At 62.2% G+C, this 25,029-nt stretch carries 24 protein-coding genes and 1 pseudogene; 9 read left to right on the plus strand and 16 right to left on the minus strand.

Translation table 11 applies throughout. The features are described from left to right. Positions 1-24: 24 nt before the first annotated feature. Positions 25-1,440, plus strand: coding sequence for an efflux transporter outer membrane subunit (locus HHJ18_RS14965; RefSeq protein ID WP_296916553.1), 1,416 nt, complete (start codon positions 25-27; stop codon positions 1,438-1,440). Between the two features lie 165 nt (positions 1,441-1,605). Here the strand turns inward: HHJ18_RS14965 and HHJ18_RS14970 are convergent, their stop codons facing one another. The 11 genes from HHJ18_RS14970 to HHJ18_RS15020 form a co-directional block, all read right to left on the minus strand. Continuing rightward, positions 1,606-2,094, minus strand: coding sequence for a HEAT repeat domain-containing protein (locus tag HHJ18_RS14970; protein ID WP_296916554.1), 489 nt, complete (start codon positions 2,092-2,094; stop codon positions 1,606-1,608). Positions 2,095-2,108: 14 nt separating this feature from the next. Next, positions 2,109-3,533: a hypothetical protein gene (locus tag HHJ18_RS14975; RefSeq protein ID WP_296916556.1), complete on the minus strand. Its 1,425-nt coding sequence runs from the start codon at positions 3,531-3,533 to the stop codon at positions 2,109-2,111. Positions 3,534-3,548: 15 nt separating this feature from the next. Beyond that, the gene (locus HHJ18_RS14980; protein ID WP_296916558.1) at positions 3,549-4,112 is read right to left on the minus strand and encodes a hypothetical protein; all 564 of its coding nucleotides are present in this window, start codon (positions 4,110-4,112) and stop codon (positions 3,549-3,551) included. Between the two features lie 22 nt (positions 4,113-4,134). Further along, positions 4,135-4,509, minus strand: coding sequence for a hypothetical protein (locus tag HHJ18_RS14985; RefSeq protein ID WP_296916559.1), 375 nt, complete (start codon positions 4,507-4,509; stop codon positions 4,135-4,137). Positions 4,510-4,526: 17 nt separating this feature from the next. Beyond that, entirely contained in the window at positions 4,527-5,111 is a 585-nt protein-coding gene (locus tag HHJ18_RS14990) for a hypothetical protein (protein ID WP_296916561.1), read from the minus strand. A 19-nt stretch (positions 5,112-5,130) separates the two neighbouring features. Beyond that, positions 5,131-6,657 carry a hypothetical protein gene (locus tag HHJ18_RS14995; RefSeq protein WP_296916563.1) on the minus strand — a complete coding sequence of 509 codons (1,527 nt, stop codon included), beginning with the start codon at positions 6,655-6,657 and terminating at the stop codon, positions 5,131-5,133. Between the two features lie 36 nt (positions 6,658-6,693). Beyond that, a complete protein-coding gene (locus tag HHJ18_RS15000; RefSeq protein ID WP_296916565.1) occupies positions 6,694-7,350 on the minus strand; it encodes a hypothetical protein in 657 nt (218 codons plus the stop codon). Further along, entirely contained in the window at positions 7,347-7,787 is a 441-nt protein-coding gene (locus HHJ18_RS15005) for a hypothetical protein (RefSeq protein ID WP_296916566.1), read from the minus strand. Before HHJ18_RS15005 ends, HHJ18_RS15000 begins: the two co-directional genes overlap by 4 nt. Before the next feature lie 349 nt (positions 7,788-8,136). Then, positions 8,137-8,970, minus strand: coding sequence for a DNA-binding response regulator (locus tag HHJ18_RS15010; RefSeq protein WP_296916568.1), 834 nt, complete (start codon positions 8,968-8,970; stop codon positions 8,137-8,139). Between the two features lie 586 nt (positions 8,971-9,556). Further along, the gene (locus HHJ18_RS15015) at positions 9,557-9,973 is read right to left on the minus strand and encodes a hypothetical protein (RefSeq protein ID WP_296916570.1); all 417 of its coding nucleotides are present in this window, start codon (positions 9,971-9,973) and stop codon (positions 9,557-9,559) included. A gap of 6 nt (positions 9,974-9,979) precedes the next feature. Next, positions 9,980-10,753, minus strand: a complete 774-nt coding sequence (locus HHJ18_RS15020) for a lytic enzyme (protein ID WP_296916572.1) — start codon at positions 10,751-10,753, stop codon at positions 9,980-9,982. A gap of 200 nt (positions 10,754-10,953) precedes the next feature. Here HHJ18_RS15020 and HHJ18_RS15025 point away from each other — a divergent pair, with 200 nt between their 5' ends. The 4 genes and pseudogenes from HHJ18_RS15025 to HHJ18_RS15040 form a co-directional block, all read left to right on the plus strand. Continuing rightward, a complete protein-coding gene (locus HHJ18_RS15025; protein WP_296916651.1) occupies positions 10,954-11,484 on the plus strand; it encodes a Uma2 family endonuclease in 531 nt (176 codons plus the stop codon). 199 nt (positions 11,485-11,683) lie between these two features. Further along, a complete protein-coding gene (locus HHJ18_RS15030) occupies positions 11,684-12,172 on the plus strand; it encodes a pyridoxamine 5'-phosphate oxidase family protein (protein WP_296916573.1) in 489 nt (162 codons plus the stop codon). Positions 12,173-12,246: 74 nt separating this feature from the next. After that, positions 12,247-13,944: a hypothetical protein gene (locus tag HHJ18_RS15035; RefSeq protein WP_296916575.1), complete on the plus strand. Its 1,698-nt coding sequence runs from the start codon at positions 12,247-12,249 to the stop codon at positions 13,942-13,944. Positions 13,945-13,961: 17 nt separating this feature from the next. Further along, positions 13,962-14,118: pseudogene (locus tag HHJ18_RS15040) on the plus strand (aldehyde dehydrogenase family protein); the annotation flags it as partial. Between the two features lie 147 nt (positions 14,119-14,265). Here the strand turns inward: HHJ18_RS15040 and glmM are convergent. From glmM to HHJ18_RS15060, 4 genes are all read right to left on the minus strand, one after another. Beyond that, the gene (glmM, locus tag HHJ18_RS15045; RefSeq protein ID WP_296916593.1) at positions 14,266-15,597 is read right to left on the minus strand and encodes a phosphoglucosamine mutase; all 1,332 of its coding nucleotides are present in this window, start codon (positions 15,595-15,597) and stop codon (positions 14,266-14,268) included. Between the two features lie 154 nt (positions 15,598-15,751). Continuing rightward, on the minus strand, positions 15,752-16,585 hold the full coding sequence (folP, locus tag HHJ18_RS15050; protein WP_296916594.1) for a dihydropteroate synthase: 834 nt from the start codon (positions 16,583-16,585) through the stop codon (positions 15,752-15,754). Between the two features lie 114 nt (positions 16,586-16,699). Continuing rightward, the gene (ftsH, locus tag HHJ18_RS15055) at positions 16,700-18,622 is read right to left on the minus strand and encodes an ATP-dependent zinc metalloprotease FtsH (protein WP_296916595.1); all 1,923 of its coding nucleotides are present in this window, start codon (positions 18,620-18,622) and stop codon (positions 16,700-16,702) included. Positions 18,623-18,797: 175 nt separating this feature from the next. Then, positions 18,798-19,568, minus strand: a complete 771-nt coding sequence (locus tag HHJ18_RS15060) for an RlmE family RNA methyltransferase (RefSeq protein WP_296916596.1) — start codon at positions 19,566-19,568, stop codon at positions 18,798-18,800. 42 nt (positions 19,569-19,610) lie between these two features. Between HHJ18_RS15060 and HHJ18_RS15065 the strand changes: the two genes are divergently transcribed. The 3 genes from HHJ18_RS15065 to HHJ18_RS15075 all read left to right on the plus strand — a co-directional run bounded on the left by HHJ18_RS15065 (position 19,611) and on the right by HHJ18_RS15075 (position 23,024). Continuing rightward, positions 19,611-20,084 carry a YhbY family RNA-binding protein gene (locus HHJ18_RS15065; RefSeq protein ID WP_296916597.1) on the plus strand — a complete coding sequence of 158 codons (474 nt, stop codon included), beginning with the start codon at positions 19,611-19,613 and terminating at the stop codon, positions 20,082-20,084. A 144-nt stretch (positions 20,085-20,228) separates the two neighbouring features. Further along, positions 20,229-22,292 (plus strand): M3 family metallopeptidase, encoded by a 2,064-nt coding sequence (locus HHJ18_RS15070; protein WP_296916598.1) that lies wholly within the window; start codon positions 20,229-20,231, stop codon positions 22,290-22,292. 63 nt (positions 22,293-22,355) lie between these two features. Further along, the gene (locus HHJ18_RS15075) at positions 22,356-23,024 is read left to right on the plus strand and encodes a glutaredoxin family protein (protein ID WP_296916599.1); all 669 of its coding nucleotides are present in this window, start codon (positions 22,356-22,358) and stop codon (positions 23,022-23,024) included. Between the two features lie 26 nt (positions 23,025-23,050). Here the strand turns inward: HHJ18_RS15075 and rpiA are convergent, their stop codons facing one another. Further along, entirely contained in the window at positions 23,051-23,722 is a 672-nt protein-coding gene (gene rpiA / locus HHJ18_RS15080; protein WP_296916600.1) for a ribose-5-phosphate isomerase RpiA, read from the minus strand. Positions 23,723-23,857: 135 nt separating this feature from the next. On the opposite strand from rpiA, the gene HHJ18_RS15085 reads away from it, so the two are divergent. Continuing rightward, a complete protein-coding gene (locus HHJ18_RS15085; protein WP_296916601.1) occupies positions 23,858-24,946 on the plus strand; it encodes a quinone-dependent dihydroorotate dehydrogenase in 1,089 nt (362 codons plus the stop codon). Positions 24,947-25,029: the final 83 nt, after the last annotated feature.

Genomic DNA, 25,029 nt, shown 5'->3' on the forward strand with positions numbered 1-25,029 from the left:
AATGACGAATCCATAAGGTTGCCCATGCGCCCTAACCTTCACCCTTACCAGTGCGCCACCGCATTGGCCGTGCTGCTCAGCGGCTGCGCCGTCGGCCCCAGTTACCAGCGCCCGGCCACGGTGGATGTCAGCGCCTTCAAGGAAGCCGAGGGCTGGGTTCCCGCCGCGCCCGCCGATGCGCTGGAGCGCGGCCCTTGGTGGTCGTTGTTTAACGACCCGCTGCTCGACCAGCTGGCGGCGCGGGTGGAGGTGTCCAACCAGAATGTGGCGGCTGCCGTGGCCGCTTACGCCCAGGCGCGCGCGCTGGTGCGCGAGCAGCGTGCCGGGCTGTTTCCTGTGGTCACGCTCGATGGCGGCGGCACGCGCTCTCATAGCAGTTCCAGCAGCAGCGGCAGCGGCAGCGGCGGGCGCACCGGCAACAGCTACCAGCTCAGCATAGGCGGCAATTGGGAGCCCGATGTCTGGGGCCGCCTGGGCCGCGCGGTCGAGGGCGCGAAGGCAGGCGCCGAGGCCAGCGCCGCCGACCTGGCCTCGGCCAGGCTGTCGGCGCAGGGCGAACTGGCAATCAATTACCTGTCGCTGCGCCAGACCGACGCGCAAAAAGCGCTGCTGACAACCACCATTGAAGGCTTTCAGCGCAGCCTGGAGATCACGCAAAACCGCTACAGCGCCGGCATTGCGGCCAAAACCGATGTGCTGCAGGCGCAAACCCAGCTGGCCAATGCGCAGGCCGACGACGCCGGGCTGCAGCGCCAGCGCGCCCAGCTTGAACACGCCATTGCCGTGCTGGTAGGCGTTGCGCCCGGCAACTTCACGCTCGCCCCCGCTGCCTGGAGCCCCGTTGCGCCTGAGGTTCCGGTAGGCGTGCCGTCCACCTTGCTGCAACGCCGACCCGACATTGCCGCCGCAGAGCGCCGCGTCGCCATCGCCAACGAGCAGATCGGCATCGCCAAAAGCGCCTACTACCCCAGCCTTTCCCTGGGCGCGTCTTCCGGATTCGGCGCCAGCCGCGTTGCCGACCTGTTCAACGCCTCCAGCAGCGTCTGGTCGCTAGGTCTGTCGGCCGCGCAAGTGCTCTTCAACGCCGGCGCCACCGGCGCCCGCGTAGAGGCCCGCCAGGCCGCGCACGCGCAGGCCGTGGCGCAGTACCGGCAAACCGTGCTGAGCGCTTTTCAGGGCGTCGAAGACCAGCTCGCCGCCACCCGCGTGCTGCAAACCCAGCAGGACCTGCGCCGCCAGGCCTCCACCGCAGCCGACCAGGTCGAGCAGCAAGTGCTCAACCGCTACCGCAGCGGCCAGGTCAGCTTCACCGAAGTCATCACCGCGCAGGCCACCGCGCTCAATGCGCGCCGCGCATTGGTGCAAGCCATGGCGGATCGGCAGACTACGGCAGTGGCTCTGATCCAGTCACTGGGCGGCGGCTGGCAGATGGGGAAGTAGTTTCGCTACGTGCCGGCAAATGCTATGTTTTTAATAGCGCGTTGCACCCATTCCCATTAAGCTGTACGTTGATTTGATGCCTGAAACTTGCTAGCCACCCGCTGAACGTCAAAAAGAGAAAAGGCGCTCTTTATTTTGAGCCTTGCCCTTTTTCGCTTTTCTCTATTATTTCTTCGGTGCCACCTTCTTGGCCGGTGCGCTGGGTGTCAACTGCTTGGCGGTGGCGGTGGCGGCGCTGCGCAAGTGCTCGGCCGGATCACTTTTTTCGATCTGAGCCACGCGCTCGCTGAACTCGGGTCGCTTTAGCACGCCGGCAGTGTTCAAGGCGAGCTTGCGAACGCCGGCATCCGCGTCGTTCAACGCCTTCATGACCAGATCGCCAGGCGCGGCCTTCGACAGGTTCTGCAAGCCGTGGGCGACGGCGATACGCACTTGCGGATCGTGGTGCTCGGCTGCAACCCGCAGCAACTCGATGGCTTCAGCGCCACCGATGAGGCTGGCGGCATAGGCCGCTTTGGCTGCCTTCAGTGGATCGTTGGCGGCGATGATCATCTTCAGGTGTGGCAGAGCCTCGGGACCGAGTTTGGGGAAGGCCGCGTAGACGGGCTCCTCGCGGTCGATCTCAGCAAGAACTTGTTGCATGGTGACGGACATTTTGAGGCTCCAGACTAGATGGTCGAAGGGCTGGCCAGCATCGTCGCGCTCTCGGAGGCGACGATGTCGGGCGGCGGGTTGGTGATGTTGTCGGTTCCATTGCCGGTCATCAGCCGGTTGTTGTTGTTGACATGCGCGAGCCCGAGCACATGGCCGATCTCATGGGCCAAAGTCCAGGCGCTCGCGCCGCTGGCCACTGCAGCGCCCGGCTGGCCTGCCGGGTGGCTGGCGCAGCCGTTGAAAGGCGGCTGGGTGCTGCGAACGAAGTAGGCCACCACGTCGTTGCCGCTGACGAAGTTACGGTGCGAGAACAGATCGGTCTGCTCTGCCGTCACGCTGCCCATGGTACAGCCGCCCACGTCGAGGTCGTTCAGGGCCGGCAGGCTCAGCACTTCGAAAGACACGTACTTGATGCCGATCTGCGCGGTGGCATAGGTCAGGCGCATGTTGGAGATCATCTGGTTGATGCTGAAGCGGGTCGGCGCGGTCAGGCACTTGATATGCAGCCGCATGGTTTCCCGGCACGCCAGCGCGCCGGTGGCCGGGCTCCAGTAGATTGAGCCATGCTGGAACTCGCTGTAGCGGCCGAGGCCATCTTCGGTGCTGAGCTCGTCGCTGGTCGGGTAGCCGAGGAAGCTGCGCTCCCAGCCCATGCCGGCCCACAGGTTGCGGATCACGCCATGCACCTCGTGTGCGCCGGTCGCCGGCGTCCAGTAGATCGAGCCGCCCTGAAAGTGGTTGTAGCGGCCTGCACCGTCGGGCGTGGTCGACTCGTCGGTGGTCGGGTAGCCGAGGAAGCTGCGCTCCCAGCCCAGGGTCGACCACTTGCCGCGGATCGCGCCGTGAACCTCGTGCGCGCCGAGTACGGGCGTCCAGTAGATCGAGCCGCCCTGGAAGTGGTTGTAACGGCCGATGCCGTCTGGCGTGGTCGATTCGTCAGTCAGCGGGTAGCCCAAGAAGCTGCGCTCCCAGCCCAGGCTGGCCCATTTGCCGCGGATATCGCCATGCACTTCGTGCGCGTCGGTGGCAGGGGTCCAGTAGACCGAGCCGCCCTGGAAGTGGTTGTAGCGGCCGCCGCCGCCCGGTGTGGCGGTTTCGTCGGTGACCGGGTAGTGCAGCAAGCCGCGCTCCCAGCCGAGAGCGGCCCAGCGGTCGCGGATGCGGCCGTGGATCTCGTGCGCGCCACTGGCCGGCGACCAGTAGATCGATCCGCTGCGGTAGTGCCGATAGTGGCCGATGCCGTCCGGCGCCCCCAGTTCCGCTATTGTCGCGGGGCCCAGCCAGCCGCCTGCGCCGCCGAGCGCAGCATATTTCACATCAATGTCCGACATGGATGTTCTCCTGTTGAAGTTCGGTTTGTCCGGAAGGGCCTGCGCAAGCTTTTCAAGTTCAAGAAAAAAGCCTGCAACCCCATGCTGGCGCGCACTAAAAGCTATCAAATTAATAGCAAACGATCAGCGCGGCCTCGCGTCGTCGTCCTCAACGATCTTCAGCGCCGAGGTCGGCCGCAGGCTGAACTTGAGCACGCTGACGCTTGTCTCGCCGAGTGCCGACGGCGGCAGCTGCGTGATGCGCAGGCCATCGCTCACGTCGATGCCGCCGCGCACTTCGACCTCGACGCTGTCGACCAGCATGCCGGTGGTCTTGCGGCTGATGACGTCGGCGTTGATGCGGTCGATATTGCCCTTGAACTGGCTCACCAGATCCTGCACGCCGATCTTCGGCACCTTGATAGCGAGCTGTTCGAGCTGGTTTCTCAACTCCTGCACGCGCCCCGCCTGGACCGCCAGCTCTTGGCGCAAACCTGTGACCTCGTCGCTGCGCGCTGTCACCAGGCGATTGGCCTCGGTGAACTGCTTCTGCAACGCTCCGTTGACGTTGGACAGGCGCTGGATCTCGGCGTCGCGCACGTTCACGGCCTGCAAGGCCTCGTTGAACTTGCCGCGCACCAGGTCGACGTTCTTGAGGTTGTCGCCGGTGAGCCCGCCGAGCTCGAAGGGTAGGAAAGTGGTTGCCATAGCTTGATTCCTTCTTCGCGCCTCAGGCGCTGCGGCCCTGCGGGGGCACGGGCACGATCTTCAGCTTGAGGGTGCTGCTGCCGTCGGCACTGAAGCTGAAGGTGTTGCGGTACTTGGTGTTGAAGGGCGCGACGTACATGCGCGCGGGGCTGGCAGCATCCTTCTTTTCGAAGTGCAGCGCCATGCGCATCTCGACCGTGGCCTCGGGGATCTGGTACCAGGTCACCTGGTAGCCCAGCGCCTGCAGCTCGGGGTGCTCGGTGGCGAGCTGGGTCTGGGTCGCCAGCGCGGCGGCGTCCAACTCGCGCTGGGCGGCGGCGACGCCGGCGCTGATCTCGCGCACCATGCTCGACAGCGGCGCGATCAGCACTTCGTCCATGTTCACATCGATGGCCATGACAGTTCCTTGTGCGTTCAGCGCTCTGTGCGCGTCACCGTGGGCGGGGTCACGGTGGCGTTGATCGTCACCACGTCAGGCGCCAGGCGCACCGGCGCCGGCACCGGCTTCATCGTCACGCGCAGCAGGCTGGAGCCCTCGGCCGTGTGCGAATAGGTGCTCGCGTTGCGAAAGTTGACCGGCGCCGCAAACGCCATCACGCCGCGCTTGGCGAAGCCGGGTCGGCGCTCGGTTTGCGTGGCGCTGGTTTCCTTGAGCGTGATCGACAGCTTGACCTCGATCAACGCTTCGGTGAACTGGTAGAAGGTCGGCAACAGTCCGGCTTGCAGCAAAGTGGTCTTGACAGGGGCCACCGGTTGCTGCGTCACGCTGAAGCCCGGCACGGTCACGTTGCTGCCGCCCACCACCACGATGGAGGGCGCCGGGGCGATCACTTCCGTGATCTGCGGGATCAGCTCAATCGCGTTGGCGTCGCTCGCCAAAAACTTGAGCGTCTCGATCGACGCCCGATCCAGCGACAACTGCCCTTCAGCGACCGCGGCGGCGAGGTCGCGCACCATGTCGGCGATGGGGAGGTCAAGCAACTCTTGTCCGATGGCCATGAAGCTCTCCTTGAATCGGTTAAGTGAACGGCGCGAAGTTGCTCAGGTGCACGGCGCGTTGCAGCACGCGCGCGGCGCGGCTGGGCACTGGCGTGCCGCGCTCACTGACCAGCCACGCGTTTGGGCTTGCCGCCAGCCAGCCGACGCCGCCTTCGCGGCACAGGCTGATCAGCCGGTCGTGCGCCATCGGGTTGTGGGCGCCAGGCTGCCAGCCATCGAGCAGCACGGGCTGGCGCAAGGTGCCCTGCAGCACGGCATGGCGCGGGCCTTGGGGGCGCGCCGCATCCCACAGCAAGCCCACGCCTTCATCGGCACCCGCGGCCAGCGCGACATGGGCCGATTCCAGCGGCAGCCACACGACGGCGCGCGGATGTACGGTGCGCAAGGTCTGCGCCGCGGCCCACAAGCGCCCGGCGAGCGGATTGCGGCCGATCAACGCGAACAGCGCCGCTGGCTGCTGCGCATAGCGGCGCGCCAGCCGCAGGTGGTGCCCCAGCATCCACAGGCGGGCCTCCAAGCGCAGCAGCGTGTAGATGCCGGCACTTGCATGCAGGGCAATTCGCGCGTCCAGCGCAGCGAGCGCGGCGGGCTTCATCTGCGCGACCAGTGCCAGCGACACGGCGACACAGCGCTGCCCCGGCGCGACGCTGGCAAGCAGGAGCTCGGCATCGCGCAGATCGACGTCCGCCGTGCCGCCCTGGCTGCGCAGACCGAGCAAACGCACCGCCTCGCCGTCGGCGCCACGCAAGCTGCCGGCGGCGGCGCTGAGCCAGCCCAGGTCGCTGGACGCCTCGGCCCGATTGGCGGCGGCGGTGCGGCGCAGCGCATTCAACCTGGGCCGCATGGGTGCGGCAACGGTCGACGACTGCCGCGCCGTCATCGCAGGCCGTGCATTGAGACGTGCATCGGGACGGGGGCGCGGGGTGAGCGCGCGGGCACGGGCGCTGAGCCGAGGACGCTCGGCCTTGCGCAAGACAGGTCGCGCGGCAGTGGAAGAAGAAGAGGGCCGGGGCGCCGGAGGCGTCGCGCGCCTGATTGTCGCTGCCGCACGACCCATCTCGATGGCCAGTCGCGGCGCAGCCCGCTGCCGTCCAGCACCTTGGGCCGGGCGAGGAACGGGGTCTTGTCTCGCGCTCGCCTTGCCTGCCGCTGCTAGCGGTGGCCGGTCACCGGGCCTGAGCAATGGCGGCGGCAACGGACGCGGCATCAAACGTGTTTTGTGCTCCGCCACCTTGTCACGTTCGGGCGCGACGCGTCGTGCCTTCGGCTTCGCGGGCGCTTGCGCTTTCTTGAGCGCCGCCGGTCGCGCGCGTGGCGCCGGCGTCGGGCGCGATGCAGCGCGCTTCGGCAGCAACGGCGAACGGCCCGCGGCACGTTCGGCTCGCGAGGCGACCGGCTGGCGAGCCGGCAATGGCAAACCGGGCCGGCGTTTGGCACCACGGTCCATGCGTTGTTGTCGCTCGGGGCGCTGCTGCGGCGCCCGGCGTGCCCGCGCTGCCGCGTCGAGGCGCGACCTTACCAGCTGCGGATGCCGTGGGCTAGACATGAATGAACGAATGACGGCGGTGCTGCGCGTTCATCATCAAGCGCCGAAGGTCACCTTGGTCGGCGTCACAGTGGCGTCCACGGTCACGATGCGCGGGATGATGCGTGCCGGTGCCGGCACCGGCTTGAGCGTGGTGCGCAGCAGGCTGGAGCCCTCAGCCGAAAAGGAGTAGGTGGACGAGCTCTTGTAGTTGACGTGCGAGGCAAAAGTGGTCGATACCGAGCCCGAGCCACCAAAGCCGAACAGCGAGCCATGCGCTTCAGCCTCGGTGCTGATCTCGAATTCGGCCCCGGCCTCGAACTCGCTTGAAGACGAACTGCGGTGGCTGATCGAGATTTTGACCTCGATCAGCGACTCGGTGAACTGATAGAAGGTCGGCAACAAGCCGGCCTGCATCAGTGTCATTTCAACCGCCTTGGCGCTCTCGGTGCGCACGGCGATGGTGTCGGGGTCGGTTGCCGTGCCCGCTGTCACGCCGGGCAGCGTGGCGCCGGCTTCCAGCGTGTCGGAGAGCTTTTTCTTCTCGACGATCTCGTAAATGTCGGGAATCACTTTGACCTTGGCCTTGGCAAGCGCGCGCGCCGTGTCCAGCGACGCCTTGTCCAGCTTGCGCTGTCCCTGGGCGATGGCGTTCGCCATCTTGTAGATCATGTCGGGGAAGGGGACATCCAGAAGTTCCTGACCGATGCTCATGATTGATTACTCCTCGCAGTGGGTTGGTTGGTGGAGACGCTGATGCCGGTGGCGTAGGCCGGTTGGTACTGAAGCGCCGGCCTGTGCCAGACCAGCGGACGGTAACGAGGGCCTTGCGCCGGCGGCGCCTCGCATTCCTTTTGCAGGCCAGCGCGGCCGGCCAGCTGGGCTGCCACGTTGGCTGCGAACAAATGGCGCAACTTGTCAGCCGCCGCGCCGTGCGGATCGAGCGTGAGGGCGCCGCACGTCTCGACCGCCGGATGTCGCTTGAACAGGGGCATCCATTGCTCGTCGAACGCAGTAATCAGCGCGCCGGCCCCCGTCGCCATCAGGATGAAGCCGCCGATGCGATGCACCGTCTCGGCCAGGTCATCACGCGCGGCATCGTTGTCCTGTTCCGCCACGTGGAGGCTGATGAGGAATATCTGATGCGACATGTGAGTGCCTTTTTTGTCTCACGCCATGGCCCGGGAGGGTTGAGCGTGCAGTCTAGGATTGACGTTTCCCTTGGGCGCCGCCGTTGAAGCCAATGACTTTTCCCTTGTGCCCAAAAGTACGACAAGGATGGTGTTGCCTTGGTACCCTTACTTGTCTTCGTCGAATTGAAATGTCATTTTGAATTGTAAAAACAGAAGCAAGAAGCAGTTAGGATAATTCCGCGCAAAGCTGGAACTATCTTGCGCAAATGCCGTGGATGGAGGGGTGCATTCTGTGGCCCTGAGCGGCTCGCTATTGCGCACCCGCGCCCTTCCTGGCGCCTGCATGGAAGCTCCGCTCAATCGCATGTCAAATCGGATTGGACAACGTTGCCGCCGGTTGCAACGAATGGAAGGACGCAGGAATTTTCATGGCCAGCACCTGCTGGTAGCTCGATGGCGTCGCACCCGTGTAGCGGCGAAAGGTGCGCGCAAAATAGGAAACGTCATTGAAGCCCACGTCAAAGGCTACCGTCTTGACCTGAATCGACGGATCCGCCAGCGACTCGCAGGCCTTGCTGATGCGGAATTTCAACAGGTATTCACAGAAAGAGTGGCCGTGCTCTTTCTTGAAGACTCGGCTGAATTCCGATTCGCTCATGTGGCAATGCATGGCCACGACAGACAGACGCACCGATTCCGCGAAGTGGCTTTCGACGAATTGACGCGCCAAAAGTGTTTTATGCCCTTGTGATATTTCCCGTGGTGTCTCCAACTGCACGGAGCAAGGCATGGATGCATGCCGCGGCAGGCGAAGATCACCAGGAGGCCGCTCAAGACAAAGATCAGCGAGGGTTTCGATGCGTCTGTTGAGATCGCCCGCCGTCAGTGGCTTGACCAGGTAGTCCCACACACCTGAACGAAATGCCCATACGGCCAACGACTCTGAATGGCTTTCGGTAATCATCAACAGCGGCAGTTCGGGGTGCTGCCGTTTGGTTTGCTGCAAAACAGCCAGATCGCTTGCGTTCGGGAAGTCAAACTCAAAGCACAGAAAATACGGCGGACACGCTTGAATGTAAGGGGTGGCGTCGCAAGGATGCTCCAAATTGCGCACATCGTGCCCCGGAAGCAGCAAATGGAAGAGTCCCGGGGTGGACAGGTTTCGTCGAAAATCAAGCCACAGAAAATTCGCTGGGCACATTGTTTTCTCCCTTCCATTTTTTGCTCGGCGCAAATTCAGGCTGGGCGCCTGAATAGCCGGGAATGCCGCCTTGGTTCAACTCGGCCGACTAAATTGGGGTTATGCATGATGTCCCTCATCTCGTCCGCGGAAAACAGAACTATTTACACGTCTTGCATTCGTGCATTTATCTGTAACTTTCGACGCCACCCAGCGGCAGCACACTGGCTGCACACCGCAAGCGGGTGCAAGCCATGGCGAACCGGCAGGCCACGGCAGGGGCGCTGATCCAGTCGCTGGTCGGCGGCTGGCAGCTTGGGAAGTAGTTTGGCCGGGCTGTGTGCTATGTTTTTGATAGCTTCTTGCGCCCGTATTCATTGGGCTACAAGCTAATTTGATGCCTTAAAACAGCCGAAACGCCGCCTGACTGGCGTCGTGAATACGGTGCCGGCGTACAAAGGAATTTGGGCGGCGCGTAGCCAGGTTGTCGCCTCGCTCATGCAGCCCAGGCCCGAATATCGCCACCAGTCTTGCACAAGGAAATGGATTGACCCCGGTCCTCGTCATAAGCTTCAGATACGAAATCCCCCGCCATGACCGCTGCACATCACAAGTCCGCAGACTCCATGATTTCTTGGCCCATCAGTACGCATTCGCCTGGCAGTCGTGCGTAGATCAAGCGCATCCGGTACTGACCTTTAGCTATGTATCCCCACACTTCCAACACGTCGAATAATTGCTTCTTGTTTGCGGGGTTTTGCATGGGAGCGAGTTTTCTCATGGACTTGGAAACTTCCATGCGGTCATCAGGCCCAAAGTGAAACACCAGCAGTTTCTTGGCTTGTTCCGTTGCGGCGCTTGAACAATGATGTGCTGGCGCGCCGTAAGCCATGCTGCCCAGAAGCAGAGGAATAAAACAGACCGCGCTCTTGACGGCTGATGCCCACGTGATGGTTTTACCGATGGGTATGGGCAGCGCTGCACTGCGGTTCAGCCCCCAGTCCTTTCGTAATGGTTGCAACATGCAGAGTCACCGCCAAACCGCTTTGGTGCGCCTTGCCCATTCGATCCGCTCGGCAAGACCTGTCAGTCCGCCGTTGATGGCGCGCGTAATTTTTCTGATGTCGTCCAGGTCGGCCAACGCATTGCAGCCTTTGGAAACCCACTCAGACGCCGCAACGGCCAAGCACCATTCGGCGCTGATGACTTGGTCTGGCAGCGCGACAAAGTCGGGGGCAGCGGGGTTTTCCTTGCGCAGGATCGTGGTCGCTTCCCGGTAGCTATCTTTGCCGGTAAGTTGCATCAGGCCGCGCCCGCGATAGGTGAAACCGTCATTGGGAGCGGTATTGCCCATGCGGCCACCATAAACTTCATTGGCGAGTTTTTGCGGGTTATGGGCATAGTTGTCTGGATCAAGTGGACCCCTGGGCTTGAAGCGGGACGGCCAGACTTTAGGCAAGCGCTCAGCGCTGTAGTTGAGGTTCTCGAACTGGATGGCCAGGCCACCCGATTCGTGCAGCACCTGGGCCATGAAATGGGCCACGCGCAGCGGCGTTTCCGATATTTTGTGCTGATCCAAAACAGTTTGGCCATTTTGAAAAGCGGCTCGATAGCTTGATCGCGTATTGGGTGCGAGATGAAGGACTTGGGAAAGGTTTACATTGACGGTCATGAGATTGCTCCTTGTAAAAAAGAGGACCAAGTTCGAATCAAGACCGATGGCGCGAGTGACCACGACTGCCGGGTTCAGAGCGGCAGCGGGATCGGCGACATCCGCGGTACTGCAGAAAGGATGACGGACCAAACGGCTCGAAGCAAAGCGCTTTCATGTCCCCGATGATAGGACGCCGTGGGCGTTCCGGGGAAGCGCTTCGGCTGCCCTGTCGCCGATGCCCTGGCAGCTCTGGCACGGCCTCACAATAAGTCACTGAGCCACGTTTCACGCAAACGGACATAGCCATAGGACAAGCCGCACAAAAAACCATTTTTACCGCCGCCGACTATCTGGCCTGGAAGCCTGGGCAACTGTATCGGCATGAGTTTCTGGATGGCGACGTAGTTGCCATGGCCTGCGCCGAAGACCGGCATGTGACGGTGTCCATGAACGTCGCGTTTGCGCTGCGCCAGCATCTTAGCGGCAGCCCGTGCCGCACGTTCATGAGCGACATGCGGCTGCACGTGGCCGCTGCCAATAGTTACTTTTACCCTGATGTGCTGGTGACCTGCAGTCCGCTTGACCTGGCCAGTTCCATAGTCAAGACCGAGCCCAAACTGATCGTGGAAGTGCTTTCGCCAAGCACGGCAGCCTTTGACCGGGGACTGAAATTCAGCCAGTACCGCCGCCTTGCCAGCCTGGAGGAATACCTGCTGATCGACCTGGACAGCCGCAGCGCCGACAGCTATCGCAAAGGCGCCGACGGGCTGTGGGTGCTGCATCTCTTTGCCCGCGGTGAACAGGTAACGCTGGCTAGCGTGGCGCTGGAACTGAGCGCAGCGCAGTTGTTTGCCGAAGTGCCGGAAGTACCGGAAATCTGATTGCTATTGAATTAGTAGCTTCATGCGCCCGTATTCATTGGGCTAGGCACTGATTTGATACCTGAACACAGCGCTATCCGTTCGCCGCGCTGAATCCGCCGGGTTGCTGCAAGGCCAATCACATCAAAGTTTGCAGCGCCACGCAGCCGCGCGTGGTGCCAGAATCAGTCTGACCTTCTCTTTTCAACGCTACCCCACCATGACCCACGAACCCCGCCTGACCCGCGCCCTGCGCGATCTGCTCAACAGCCGCCGCGTGGCGGCGCTGGGCACGCTGGACGCGAGCGACCCTGGCCAGCCCTTTGTCTCCATGGTGCCGTTCGCGCGGCTGGGCGCTGAGGCCTGCCTGGTGATCCATGTCAGCGCCCTGGCGGCGCACACGCGCAATCTGCTGGCGCACCCGCAGGTGTCGCTGCTGGTGATGGCCGCCGAAGCCGACGCCGAGCCGGTGCACGCCCTGCCGCGCGTGACATTCGATGCGGTGGCGCAACTACCCGAGCGCGACAGCCCAGCCTGGACCGCCGCACGCACGGCCTACCTCGCGCGCTTTCCCGAGGCGGCGCCTATGACGGAGCTGGGCGATTTCATGTTTGTACTGCTGCGGCCCACCGGTGCGCGGCAGGTGGCGGGCTTCGGGGCCGCTCGCAACGTGGATGCGAGCGAGCTGGCCCGATTGCTGAGTGACTGACTGCATCAACGGCTTTGACAGAAGCATCAGGGATTGCCTGGTACACCAGCCCGCTTATTAATTACACTGGCGCGATGCCGATTTCACCGACGATCACTTCCACCCCAGGGGCTGCAGCCGGCGCCTTCAGTGCACCGGTCGTACAGCATTTCCGCCAGGCCCTGCTCTGGCCCGTGCGGCTGATGCCGATTGCCGGCACGAAGCGCACGCATCGCCCTTGGCAGGTGCTGCGCGACATGGGCGATGCCTCGCCTTGGCGCGAGGAGGTTGACGAGTACAGCGGTGACAGCAGCCGCTTTCACGAGCGCCATTACAACGAGTTTGTGAGCTTCCTGCCCTATGTGCAGCGCTTCCTGTATGGAGAAGGCCGCTCGCGCAACCGCAGCGGCAACAGCGCCGGCAATGACGGTGATTCACCGATGCGGATCTTCCGGCGCCACGACATCGCTGCGCTGCGGGTCGTGGCGCAGCCCGGGGACGTGCCCGTCACGCTCAACGTAGTGCATTGCGACCTCTATTTCTTCTTCGATGTCGACGTGGTGCTGCTCAACCTTGAAGTCAGCGCCGAGCACCTGACCCTGGCGCAGGCGCAAGAGCAGATCTACCGCTTCGGCCGCGCCTATCCGGCCGGCTGGGACGCCCAGGGTGGCGCGCTGCACTGCATGAGCAGCGTCGAATGGATGGCCGCCGACGGCAGCGTGCTGGCGAGTTCCGACGCGCAGCAGCGCGATGCCTTCCTTTCGCATGTCGCGGAGCATCGCGCGCCACGCGTTGCGGCACACTGGTCCTACCTGATGCAGCCGCTGGTAAGTGACAATTCCGACGCGCCCGGCGCGCTGCGCTACCGCCAGATCGAGTACTACCGGATGCCGGTGATGGCCTATCTGGCGCTCGACGACCCGCGCCGCCTCACGCGCAACGACTTCATCCGGCTCGGGCTGGTGACAGGGGCCGGCGCGAGCGACGCCGAGTTGCCCTACGCCGAGCAGCACCTCGCCGATTTCGAGCAGCGCTACTGCTACGACCGCTTCTGGTCCGATGCCGGCGCGGCCCCCAACACACGCTACCTGTGCAACGGCCATGCGTTGATCGTGGTCGGCGACGCGCGCTCGGAATATTTCTGCGGCCCCGAACGCGGCGTGCTGGCGCAGTTCCGGCACCAGCACTTTTTGCTGTTCCTGATCGCGCACTTTCAAAAGGCCTCGCTGCTGATGTTCTCGGACCAGCTGGTCGAGGCGCTCAAGCGGCTTGACATCCACAGCACGCCCAGCGTCAAGGACTTCAAGCGCGCGATCCGCGCGAGCTTTGAGCGCTTCCTGCGCTTTACCCACCGCTACTGGTTCCACGAAATATCCGAACAGGCCCAGGTACGCGCGCTGTCGCACCTGTGCACCACGCACCTCGGACTCGATCCGCTCTACGCCGAGGTCAAGGAACGTATTGCCGACATGAACACCTATCTCGACACTGACAGCTTGCGCCGCCAGGCCAGCACCGTAGTGCGGCTTACCGTGGTCACGCTGTTCGGATTGATCGGCACCGTCACCACCGGCTTTCTCGGCATGAATTTGCTGGCCGAGGCCGATGCACCGCTGTGGCGCAAGGCCATCTGGTTCGGCGTGGTGTTCATCGCGACCACCTGGCTCACCCTGTACACAATGATCAAGTCGCAGCGGCTGTCAGACTTCATCGACGCGCTGTCAAACGATCGTCTCAGCGTACGTGGCAAGCTCGCCGCGCTGGCGCGGGTGTGGCGGCCGGGGTCGGATTGATGGGGCTTTTGCGGCTTCAACGCCTGGCTTGCGGGCTACCTGATCAGCCGCGTGGCTACTTCTTGAGGCCAGGTCGACTACCACATGCCGTTTGGTGGGCGTAAGGGATCGAGCTACGGCTCACGCGAGCAGGGCAAGTATGCGCAGGAGTTCTTCACGGCGGTGAAGACGGCCCAATACGCTGGACTGAACGATGGCGCCGGGGCGACGCCCGACGGCCGGCTCACGCCGGGCATATGCTATGTAATTGATAGCTGGCTACGCTTATAGCTAGTGGGCTAGAGGCTTATTTATTTGGGAAATAGCGTTCTGGACGGTTTTTTAGGAGCGCACCGTGTCGGCCACGCGTTCGGCACAAGCCCTGGCCTGCACGGCGTCGCGCGCCTCGACCATGACGCGCAGCAGCGGCTCAGTGCCGCTGGCGCGAATCAGCAGGCGACCGCTGTCACCGAGCTCGGCTGCGACGGCTTTGCTGGCGGCGGCCAACTGCGCGCTGGCTTTCCAGTCCTGGCCGGGTTTGAGCCGCACATTGATCAGCGTCTGGGGAAACAGCACGACATCGCTGAGCAACTCGGCCAGCGTCTTTTTGCTGCGCACGCAGGCTTGCAGCACCTGCAGGGCGCTGACCAAGCCGTCGCCGGTGGTGTGCTTGTCCAGCGCCAGCAGGTGGCCCGAGCCTTCGCCGCCCAGCAGCCAGCCGCGCTTGTCAAGCTCTTCAAGTACATAGCGGTCGCCGACCTGGGCGCGCACAAATTCGACGCCTTTGGCCTTGAGGGCGACTTCCACGGCCATGTTGGTCATCAGCGTGCCGACGGTGCCAGGCACCAGTTCGCCGCGCGCCAGCCGCTCGGTAACCATCAGGTAGAGCACCTCATCGCCGTTGAAAAGCCGGCCTTCGGCGTCCACTATCTGCAGCCGGTCGGCGTCGCCGTCCAGCGCAATGCCGTAATCTGCCTGATTGGCCTTGACCGCGGCGATCAGCGCGTCGGGGTGCGTGGCGCCGACGTCGCGGTTGATGTTCATGCCGTCGGGCGCGCAGCCTATCGCAATAACTTCGGCACCAAGCTCATGAAACACCATGGGCGCGACGAGGTAGGCAGCGCCGTGCGCGCCATCGACCACGATCTTCAGGCCCTTGAGCGTCAGGTCGTTGGCGAAAGTGCTTTTGCAAAACTCGGTGTAGCGCCCCGCCGCATCGTCGAGGCGGCGCGATTTGCCCAGTGTGGCCGAATCGGCCCAGACCGGTGGCTCATCCAGCGCGGACTCCACCGCCCGCTCCCAGTCGTCACCGAGCTTGCTTCCCTGGGCGCTGAAAAACTTGATGCCGTTGTCGGGGAAAGCATTGTGGCTGGCGCTGATCACCACCCCCAGGCTGGCGCGCTGGGCGCGCGTGAGGTAGGCCACGCCGGGCGTCGGCAAAGGCCCGAGCAGCACCACGTCGCAACCGGCCGAGTTGAAGCCGGACTCCAGCGCGCTTTCCAGCATATAGCCGGAAATCCGGGTGTCCTTGCCAATCAGCACGGTAGGACGGGACTCGGTGCGGCGTAGCACGCAACCGACGGCGTGCGCAAGCCGCAGCACAAAGTCCGGCGTGATCGGCGGCTGGCCTACCGTGCCGCGAATGCCGTCGGTGCCGAAGTATTTTCTGGTCATGTTGTTTGTCCCTTTGAAGTCCGTTTCGGGGTTTGGCAGATACGGACTTGTTGTTTTGGATGTTGGTAGCCAGGGTTGTTGCGAGAGGTTGGCATCCATTTTAGGCGCTGGTCCCGGCGCCTTCACCCACACCGGGCAGGCAAGGCTGGCAGCGCTAGCGCGCGGCAGCCCAGACCTGCAGGGCCTGTACGGTCTCGCGCACATCGTGCACCCGCACCACGCGTGCGCCGCGCTCTACCGCCAGCAGGGCGGCGGCCACGCTGGGCACCATGCGGTCTGCCATTTCAGGCGCGGCGACCGCTGCTAGCGACGACTTGCGTGACCAGGCTGCCAGCAGCGGGTAGCCGGCGGCCAAAAACTCTTGCTGACGCGCCAGCAGCGCGAAATTTTGCGCCACGGTTTTGCCAAAACCGATGCCCACGTCCAGCACGATGCGGGTTTGCTCAACGCCAGCGTCTTGCAGCTCACGCGCCGCACGCTGCAGAAAAGCCAGCACCTGCGCCACCACATCGCCTTCCATGGGGGCGCTTTGCATGGTTTGCGGCTCGCGGTGCATGTGCATCAGGCAGACCCCGCAGCTTGGATGTTCGGCCACGGCCTGCAGCGCACCAGGCTGACGCAGCGCCCATATGTCGTTGATGATGTCGGCCCCCAAATCCAGCACGGCCCGCATGACCTCGGGCTTGTAGGTATCGACCGAGACCGGCACGCCGAGGCTGACGGCATGCCGCACGACCGGCAACACACGCGCCAATTCTGCGGCCAGCTGCACCGGTGACGCGCCGGGGCGGGTGGACTCGCCGCCAATGTCCAGCAGGTCGGCACCGTCTTTTATCAACTGCTCGCAGTGCGCCAATGCCGCCGCAAAACCGCCGCTTTTCGTGAAGTACCGGCCGCCGTCCGAAAACGAGTCCGGCGTGACATTGACAATGCCCATGACACGCGGGCGGGACAAATCAATCTGAAAGCGCGAGGTCTGCCAAATCACGGATGGAGGTTTCTTTTGTAGTTACGTTGAGCTTGCTTCAACAAGCTACCGGCAAAGAAAAACCGGGGACTGGCCCCGGTTTTAATGTCGTGCAAACTGCGCGTTAAGCGATCGTCAGGCCACTGTGGTGGCAGGATCAGTGTTGACGGCAGGGGTTCCACCGGTCGGGCCGTTGCCACCACCCACGGATGGGTTGCGCGGTGTCCAGTCTTTAGGCGGGCGCGGCGCCTTGCCGGCAATGATGTCGTCAAGCTGCTCGCCATCAATGGTTTCCCATTCGAGCAAGGCCTTGGCCATGGCGTGTATCTTGTCTTGATTGTCTTCGATCAGCTTGCGCGCCTCGGCATACTGCTGGTCGATGATGCGGCGCACTTCGCCGTCGACCTTTTGCATGGTCGCCTCACTCATATTGTTGGTTTTGGTAATTGAGCGGCCCAAAAACACTTCGCCTTCGTTTTCGGCGTACACCATAGGACCCAGCGCATCCGTCATGCCGTAACGCGTCACCATGTCGCGGGCCAGTCCGGTGGCGCGTTCGAAGTCATTACTCGCGCCGGTGGTCATCTGGTGCATGAAAACTTCTTCGGCGATACGGCCGCCAAACAGCATGCTGATCTGGCTGAGCATGTACTCTCGGTCATAGCTGTAACGGTCTTGTGCCGGCAAGCTCATCGTCACGCCCAGCGCGCGGCCACGCGGGATGATGGTGACCTTGTGCACCGGATCGCACTTGGGCAGCATCTTGCCAAGCAGCGCATGACCCGACTCGTGGTAGGCAGTGTTTCTGCGTTCTTCCTCGGGCATGACCATGCTTTTGCGCTCGGGGCCCATGAGGATCTTGTCTTTGGCTTTTTCAAAGTCCTGCATCTCGACCACGCGCGCACTGCGGCGTGCAGCCATCAACGCGGCTTCGTTGCACAGGTTGGCAAGATCTGCGCCGGACATGCCGGGCGTGCCGCGGGCAATCACGCTTGGGTTTACGTCCTGGCCGAGCGGAACCTTGCGCATGTGCACGTTTAAAATCTGCTCACGGCCGCGAATGTCAGGCAGCGTAACGTAGACCTGGCGGTCAAAACGACCGGGCCGCAGCAAGGCAGCATCCAGAATGTCGGGACGGTTGGTGGCAGCCACCACGATCACCCCGACATTGGTCTCAAAGCCGTCCATTTCGACCAGCATCTGGTTGAGCGTCTGTTCGCGCTCGTCATTGCCACCGCCCAGGCCAGCGCCGCGCTGGCGGCCAACAGCATCAATCTCGTCAATAAAGATGATGCAAGGCGCGTTTTTCTTGGCGTTGTCAAACATGTCGCGCACGCGGGCCGCACCCACACCAACGAACATCTCAACGAAATCAGAACCGGAGATGGAGAAGAACGGCACTTTTGCTTCGCCGGCAATGCCTTTGGCCAGCAGCGTTTTACCTGTGCCCGGAGGGCCTACCAGCAGCAAGCCACGCGGAATGCGGCCACCGAGCTTCTGGAATTTTGCCGGGTCTTTCAGGAAGTCAACCACTTCCTTGACCTCTTCCTTGGCCTCGTCACAGCCGGCCACATCTGCGAAGGTCACCGGATTGGTGGACTCATCAAGCATGCGCGCCTTGGATTTGCCAAAGCTGAAGGCTCCGCCCTTGCCGCCGCCCTGCATCTGACGCATGAAGTACACCCAGACGCCAATCAGCAAAAGCATCGGGCCCCAGCTAACCAGCAAGGTCATGAGCAAGGAGCCTTCTTCACGGGGTTTCACGTCAAACTTCACGTCGTTGGCGATCAGGTCGCCGACCAGGCCGCGGTCAAGATAGGTTGCGGTGGTGCGAACCTTGCGGTCGTCGGTAGTAGTGGCCGATATCTCGGTACCGCCCTGGCCTTCAGCAATGGTCGCTGTCTTGATGCGCTTGCCGCGCACCTCCTCGAGAAACTCGGAGTAACCCAGGTAGTTGGAACCTGCGCCACCGCGCGTATCAAACTGCTTGAAAACGGTGAACAGCACCATCGCGATCACCAGCCAGATTGCAATTTTTGAAAACCACTGATTGTTCAAGGACTACTCCGATGTTAAGAACCCAAGACCTGTTGCATAACGATTGCATGACACATGCGTCTGATTTTAGGCGTTTCAAGGGCAAAACCCTATAAAGCCGGTCGCATCCCTTGGGTTGAAGCGGGATTAGGCCCGTTTTTTACTTTTTACCACTACGGTCTGGCTGGCTGCTGACTCATGGCGCCGCGTCAGCCCGCTTTTTCAGACCGGTGCCAACCAGAAAGGTTTCAGACGAATTGGAGCGTGAGGCCTTGGGTTTCACGGGCTTGACTACCTTGAAGGTGGCCCGAAACAGTTTGACCAGTTCGTCATAACCGGTGCCGTGGAACAATTTGACCACCAGCGTGCCCTCTGGCTTCATCCTGTTTTGAGCAAATTCCACCGCCAGTTCAACCAGATCGGTGATGCGTGCCGCGTCCACCGCCTGAATGCCGGACAGATTCGGCGCCATATCCGAGATGACCAAGTCAACCTCTGGATGTCCCCTATCCGCGGCCAAAGCTTGCTCCAGTTTTTGTAGCACGTCGTGCTCGCGAAAATCTCCCTGAATGAAGACCACGCCCTCAATCGGGTCCATGGGCAATAGGTCCAGTCCAATGATGCGGCCGTTGAGCGCACCAGCGGCCGCGCCGGTGGGCGAGAGCTTGCGCCGCGCATACTGGCTCCAGGCGCCCGGGGTGCTGCCCAGGTCCACCACGCAGGCGCCGGGCTTGATCAAACCGAAGGTTTCGTCAATTTCCTTCAATTTGTAAGCGGCGCGCGCCCGGTAGCCTTCTTTTCGCGCCTGCTTGACAAAGGGGTCGTTGATGTGATCGTGCAACCACGCTTTGTTGAGCTTTTTTCCCTTGGCGTCCCCCTTGGGTGTGACTTTGGTGCTCAGCTTGTCAGTCGACTTTTTGTTGGTTTTGCTGCCCGCCCTGGCATCGGTCGTGGTATTTACTTTCATGGGGTCTATTGTCGTCTGATGGACTGCACCGATAATTGAAGGATGGCTCAAATACAACTCACCCCTGCCCAGCGCAAAGACCACCGCGCCGAGGCGCATCACCTCAACGCTGTCGTCATGATTGGCTCTGACGGTCTGACCGCTCCCGTCAAGAAAGAAATCGACGCAGCGCTTAACGCCCACGGGCTCATCAAGGTGCGGGTGCAGTCCGACGACCGGCCCGGTCGCGAAGAGATTTTTCAATCTCTAGCCAATGACTTGAACGCGGCCCCGATTCAGCACATCGGCAAGTTGCTGGTGCTGTGGCGGCCCTTGCCAGAAAAAGAAAAAAAGGCCAGCCTTGACCGCATGCCCGGTCCGCGCGATATCAAAGTGTTAAAAAACAGCTCGCGGTACGGCCAGCGGCCAGAGGTCAAAACACTGCGCGTGCTCGGCAACCAGCGCCTTACACCGGGCGGCACCGTCAAGCGCGCCAAGCCCAAGCAGCGCAGCATCAAGAAAAGCTCGCAGGATTAAGCCTTTGTCCATCCCCAAGCGAAGACTGCGACCTGCTGGCCGCATTAGTCGGCATCTTGTTCTGGCAGGGCCAACCAGCTAATTTTGCTCATTCCTGCCGCTTCAGCCCTTTAGATTCGTCCCATTCGCCCACAGCTAAACGTCATGAATAATCCACTTCTCGACTTTTCCGACCTCCCGCTGTTTGACCGCATCCTGCCAGAGCATGTCGGCCCGGCCGTCGATGAGTTGCTGATCAAGGCAGAGGCCGCGCTGGAGCAGGTGACGGCGGCCGATTTTCCGGCCGATTGGACGGCTATTGCCCGCGTGCTGGATGTCGCCACCGAAAATCTGGGTCGCGCCTGGGGCGTGGTTGGCCATCTGAACAGCGTGGCCGACACGCCTGAATTGCGCGCTGCCTACAACGCCGCACTGCCTCGCGTGACCGAGTTCTGGGCGCGGCTGGGTGCCGATGAGCGTTTGTATGCCAAGTACAAGGCAATCGATGCCGCCACCCTGAATACCGAGCAGCAGCAGGCGCACAAAAACGCCATCCGCAACTTTGTTTTGTCGGGTGCCGAATTGACGGGGGAAGCCAAGGAACGTTTTGCCAAGATCCAGGAGCGTCAGGCCGAGCTCAGCCAGAAATTCAGCGAAAACGCGCTCGACGCCACCGATGCCTTCGCCTACTACGCCAGTGCCGACGAAGTCAGCGGCATCCCCGCTGACGTGCTTCATACCGCGCGTGAGCAAGCCAAGGCCGAGGGCAAACCCGGTTACCGGCTTAGCCTGAAAATGCCCAGCTACCTGCCGGTCATGCAGTTTGCCGACAGCAGCGCGCTGCGCGAAACCCTTTACAAGGCCTACACCACGCGCGCCAGCGACCAAGCCCCGGCGCAGTTCAGCCAGTTTGACAACAGCACCGTCATGCGTGAAATTCTCTCGCTGCGGCTCGAAGAAGCCCAACTGCTGGGTTACTGCAGTTTCGGCGAAGTTTCGGTTGTGGCCAAAATGGCCAAGTCGCCCGAAGAAGTCGTCACTTTTTTGCGCGACCTGGCGCGCCGCGCCCGTCCTTACGCGCAAAAAGACGTCGCCGACCTGCGCACCTTTGCGGCTGAAAAGCTCAACCAGCCCGATCCCCAGCCATGGGATTACAGCTATATTGGCGAAAAACTCAAGGAAGCGCGCTATGCCTTTGGCGAGCAAGAGGTCAAGCAGTATTTCACCGCCCCTAAAGTGCTAGCAGGTCTTTTCAAGATTGTTGAGACGCTGTTTGAAGTGACGATTAGCCAGGACACTGCGCCGGTGTGGAAGCCTGGCGTGGAGTTTTACCGCATCGAGCGCAACCAGCAGTTGCTGGGCCAGTTCTACCTCGATCAGCCGGCCCGTACCGGCAAGCGCGGCGGCGCCTGGATGGACGATGTACGCGCCCGCTGGCTGCGCCCCGACAGCGGCAAGCTGCAAACGCCGGTGGCGCATCTGGTCTGCAATTTTGCCGATGGCGTGGCCGGCAAGCCGGCGCTGCTGACGCACGACGATGTCACCACGCTGTTTCACGAGTTCGGCCACGGCCTGCACCACATGCTGACGCAGGTCAACGAGCGCGATGTTTCGGGCATCAGCGGCGTCGAATGGGACGCGGTGGAACTGCCCAGCCAGTTCATGGAAAATTTCTGTTGGGAGTGGGATGTGCTCAAGTACATGACAGCCCATGTCGATACCGGGGAACCGCTTCCGCGCGCCTTATTTGAAAAGATGCTGGAAGCCAAAAACTTCCAGAGCGGCATGCAGACCCTGCGCCAAGTCGAGTTTTCGCTGTTTGACATGTTGCTGCATACCTCGCATAACCCGAATGATGACCTGATGGCGCTACTGGACGAAGTGCGCCAGGAAGTCGCGGTGATTGCCGCCCCGCCTTACAGCCGCACCGCGCACACCTTCAGCCATATTTTCTCGGGTGGCTATGCGGCAGGCTATTACAGCTACAAATGGGCCGAGGTGCTGTCGGCAGATGCCTACGCGGCTTTTGAAGAAAGCGCGCAAGCGGCCGATGCAGGCGTTGCATCGGACAGCGCCGACAAAACCACGGTGACGGTAGAAACCGGCAGAAAATACCGGCACGCCATTTTGGAAGCTGGCGGCAGCCGCCCGGCCATGGAGTCGTTCAAGGCCTTTCGGGGCCGCGAACCTTCCCTTGACGCATTGCTTCGGCACCAGGGCATGGCCTGAGCCACGCGAAGCTACGCTGATCAGACCTTGTTGAAGACCGACCGAGCCACCGACTGGAACCCCATGAAATCAAACGCCGTCAAGTTTTTGGCCCTCAATGCACTGCTCTTTGTTGCGGGCAGTATGCTGGCGCCGTCGGCCCAGGCCCAGCAGGTCTACCGCATCGTCGCGCCCGACGGCAAGGTGACTTTTTCCGATCAACCGCCGCCCGCGGCTGGCACGGCAAAAGTCAATGCCGGCAAGGGCAACTCGACGGGCGGCGCGGCCTCTTCCGTCCTGCCCTTTGAGCTGAAACAGGTCGCCAGCAAATATCCGGTGACGCTGTACAGCGGCGACAACTGCGTGCCTTGTGGCGCCGGCCGCTCCCTGCTGACCAGCCGCGGGATTCCGTTTACCGAACGAACCGTCACCACTGCGGAAGATGCGCAGGCGCTGCAGCGCCTGAGTGGAGACTCATCACTGCCCTTCATGACGATTGGCAGCCAGCAACTCAAGGGTTTTTCAGATACCGAGTGGACGCAGTTCCTCAACGCAGCCGGCTACCCCGCCTCCTCGGCGTTGCCGACCAACTACCGCGCTCCGGCACCTACCGCGCTGGTGAACATAGCCGCCGCCCCCGAAACAACCAAGCCAGCCGCAGGCGCCGGCAGCACCGGCAACGCAAACACACCGGCCGCGCGCCCGGTCCGCCCCGCTGCACAGCCCGACAATCCATCGGGCATCCGGTTCTAAACAGTAACAGCGTTGCAAACCCCGATTTAGAACATCAAGGTCTTGACGCCCTCAGGCGCACCCAGCAGGCATACATGAGCCTTCTGGAAAGCAAACACCCCCACCGTCACTACGCCCGGCCATTGATTCACCAATGACTCAAATGCCAGCGGGTCGGTAATCTTCAGTCCCGTCACATCCAGAATGTGCTGGCCGTTGTCGGTGACTAGCGGATTCCCGTCTTTAAGCCGCACGGTTGCGGTGCCACCGAGCGCACCAAACTGGCGTGCAATCTGTTTGGCGGCCATGGGAATCACCTCAACCGGCACCGGAAAGCTGCCCAGCGTCGCCACGTACTTGGACTCGTCGGCAATGCAGACAAATTTGCGTGACTGCGCCGCCACGATCTTTTCGCGCGTCAAGGCAGCGCCCCCGCCCTTGATCATGTATCCCGCATGGTCAATCTCGTCGGCGCCGTCGATGTACACCGCCAATTCTTCGACTTGCGTCGCATCAAACACCTGGATGCCAAGCGCCTGCAATCGTTCGGTGGACGCCACCGAGCTCGACACCGCCCCGGCAATGCGGTCCTTCATGGTCGCCAAAGCGTCTATAAACTTGTTGACGGTGGAGCCGGTGCCGACACCGACAATGCTGCCGGGCTCGACGTAGTACAGGGCAGCCTGGCCGACCAGGGTTTTGAGTTCGTCTTGATTCATGGGGGTCCTTGCGGGCAGTTCTTGAAAAATGGAGGCTCGGTATTTGAGACAATCTGGGGGCACTGCGTCTGTCTGGCAGGCCTGAAAATCGCCAAACCCTCCCAAGCCATCTCACCGAATTATCCAACCTCCCTGATGTCACTCATTCCCTACGCCTTGGCCCGTCCTTTTTTATTCAGGCTTGACCCCGAAACCGCCCACGAACTGACGATGAACTCACTGGCACGCACCCAGGGCACCCTGCTGGCGCGGACCTACTGCGGCGGCCGGGTCAGCGACCCCATCCAGTTGGCCGGCCTGACGTTTCCCAACCGCGTCGGGCTAGCGGCCGGACTAGATAAAAACGCCCGCTGCATCGACGGTTTGGCCGCCATGGGCTTCGGCTTTGTCGAGGTCGGCACCGTTACGCCCAAAGCGCAAGCCGGAAACCCCAAGCCGCGCATGTTCCGTCTGCCCGAGGCCCGCGCGCTGATCAATCGGCTGGGTTTTAACAACGACGGGCTACAGGCCTTCATCTCCAATGTGAAGAAGTCCAGATTTCGCAACCAGACGACCCAAAGCCCGCTGCTGCTCGGCCTGAATATCGGCAAAAACGCCGCCACCCCGATTGAAAACGCGGCAAACGATTACCTGATCTGCCTCGACGGCGTGTATCCGCATGCCGACTACGTCACCGTCAACATCTCCAGCCCCAACACCAAAAACCTGCGTGCGCTGCAAAGCGATGAAGCGCTCGACGCCTTGCTGGGCCGCATTGCCGAGCGCCGCGAATCACTGGCCCGCCAACACGGCAAACGCGTGCCGATTTTCGTCAAGATCGCGCCCGACCTCGATGAAGCGCAGGTCGAAGTGATTGCCGCCACCCTGAAGCGCCATGTAATGGACGGCGTGGTCGCCACCAACACGACGCTGAGCCGCGACGCCGTCAAGGGCCTGCCTCATGCGGAGGAAGCCGGCGGCCTGAGCGGCGCGCCGTTGCTCGAAGCCAGCAACCGCGTCATACGCCAGCTGCGCGCCGCGCTGGGCGCAGGTTTTCCCATCATTGGCGTGGGCGGCGTGATGAGCGGCGACGATGCCGTGAGCAAAATTAAGGCCGGCGCCGACGTGGTGCAGATTTATACCGGGCTGATCTACCGAGGTCCGGAACTCGTTACGCAGGCCGCACTTTTCATTAAAAGCAGCCGCTTGAATCGCCCCGGGTTCCGTGGAGGCCCGTTGGGTTAAGTCAGGCAGACACTGCAACTTGACTGGCTAATTGCCGATAGTAATTTTCTTCAGCCTCGGCAGGGGGAATGTATCCGATGGGC

The organism is Polaromonas sp., from assembly GCF_012927455.1.
Lineage (GTDB): Bacteria > Pseudomonadota > Gammaproteobacteria > Burkholderiales > Burkholderiaceae_C > Polaromonas.